Source organism: Oceanobacillus luteolus, assembly GCF_023715655.1.
Lineage (GTDB): Bacteria > Bacillota > Bacilli > Bacillales > Amphibacillaceae > Oceanobacillus > Oceanobacillus luteolus.
The window spans coordinates 1-1,503 of the sequence record NZ_JAMBON010000113.1 but is presented as its reverse complement, the minus strand read 5'-3'; the positions used below and the strand labels follow the sequence as shown (position 1 = coordinate 1,503).

Here is a 1,503-nt window from a genome sequence, read left to right as displayed (position 1 = left end):
GTTAAGTTAACTAGTTACGCAATATCTTGGAAGGTAGAGTTGCTTTTCAATATGGCGTAAATCCAATGTAATAGTTTATTGGCACACGCAATTATCGCTACTTTATAAGGCTTTCCTTCTTCTCGTTTTTTATCATAAAATGCTCGTAATTTCTTGTTACGAGGAATGATTTCTTCCGTTGTCTTTTGCTTGCGAGCATCACGGATTGCGGAGCGAACCGCCATAAATAAGGCATGTCTCAGTCGGCTAGATCCTCTTTTAGTAATACGATTGACTGTCCCCTTGAATCGTCCGGATTCAAAGACACTGGGATCTATACCGGCAAAAGCTACTAGTTTTTTAGGATTATCAAATAAATCAATCTCCCCAATTTCTGAAATAATCGTTGCAGCGATTTTTTCACCAATACCAGGGATGGATTGGATAATCTTAAATTCTTCAATTTCTTTTGCCAAGGCACCTATTTGATCCTCAAGTTTAGATAGGTGCTTCTGGTATTCTAAAAGCATCTTGATATACATTTCTATGCTTAGGATATGACTTTGATAAAGGGTTTCCTGAAATGGATTACGATGTGCCGCAGCTATTAACTTTTCAGCCTTAGCTTCTGCCCATTCAATTGAACGTCTTGGGCAATATTCATGAATCTTTTCATCTAAAGTCTCTTTATCTATTTTTAAAACATCTTTGGATGTTGGATATTCCATGAGAGTAAGTAAAGAGACACTGGAATATAAGTCCCCAAAAACCCCACGATACTCAGGGAAAACCTGATCCAACACCGAATGAAATTGTAATTTAGTTTGTACATATATACTTGTGATGTTGTCATGTTGTCTTGTAAGATTACGCAAGTTTAAAAGGTGTATCCCACGTCTCTTTTGTGGCTCCAATTCTTCTTTGTAATACAGCTCGCAGAGATGTCTAGCGTCAATAATATCAGTTTTGACTTTACGTAAACTGGAACTCTTCGCCCTATAAGAAATCAAGGGATTTACAATGATAACCAAGTAATTATGCTTATCTAAATATTGAACAACTGGCGTGTGATAATGGCCTGTTGATTCAAGTACAACTGGAGGTTGTACACCAGATTCATTCTCGATCTCAATTAAAAAGTGAAGCAAAATTTCAAGACCTTCCAAGGTATGAGAAACTTTAAAACTACTTTTATAAGGTTTCTTTCTATCCAGATAACCCTGAATCTGACTCTCTCCTTTGGCTACATCCAGACCAACTACTGGATTCATTCGTTATCTCCTCCAAAAATATATTTGCCGGTACCCCTAATCCTTCTTGTAGTATCATAGCTTCGCTTGTTATACGGGATCATTGTCCCAACCAGCCTCAATCATGTTTCTACAAGTAGGGGGCGAACAGTTTAGCTGACGGGATCAAGTCCCACGGGTGCGTCCGTCCTGCCCCGGCTACAATGTAATAATAAGACCATAAAAAATAAGGTCAACCAGAAATATTTAACATCTGGTTAACCTTATAATACGA

1 protein-coding gene is annotated in these 1,503 nt (G+C 37.9%); it reads right to left on the bottom strand.

Annotated elements, in window-relative coordinates; all coding sequences use genetic code 11:
• Positions 1-14: 14 nt before the first annotated feature.
• On the bottom strand, positions 15-1,250 hold the full coding sequence (locus M3210_RS19880; RefSeq protein ID WP_251518027.1) for an IS110 family RNA-guided transposase: 1,236 nt from the start codon (positions 1,248-1,250) through the stop codon (positions 15-17).
• Positions 1,251-1,503 lie beyond the last annotated feature (253 nt).

Coding starts and splice junctions, on each gene's coding strand:
- M3210_RS19880 (WP_251518027.1), bottom strand. CDS start 1,250: ATGAATCCAGTAGTTGGTCTGGATGTAGCCAAAGGAGAGAGTCAGATT.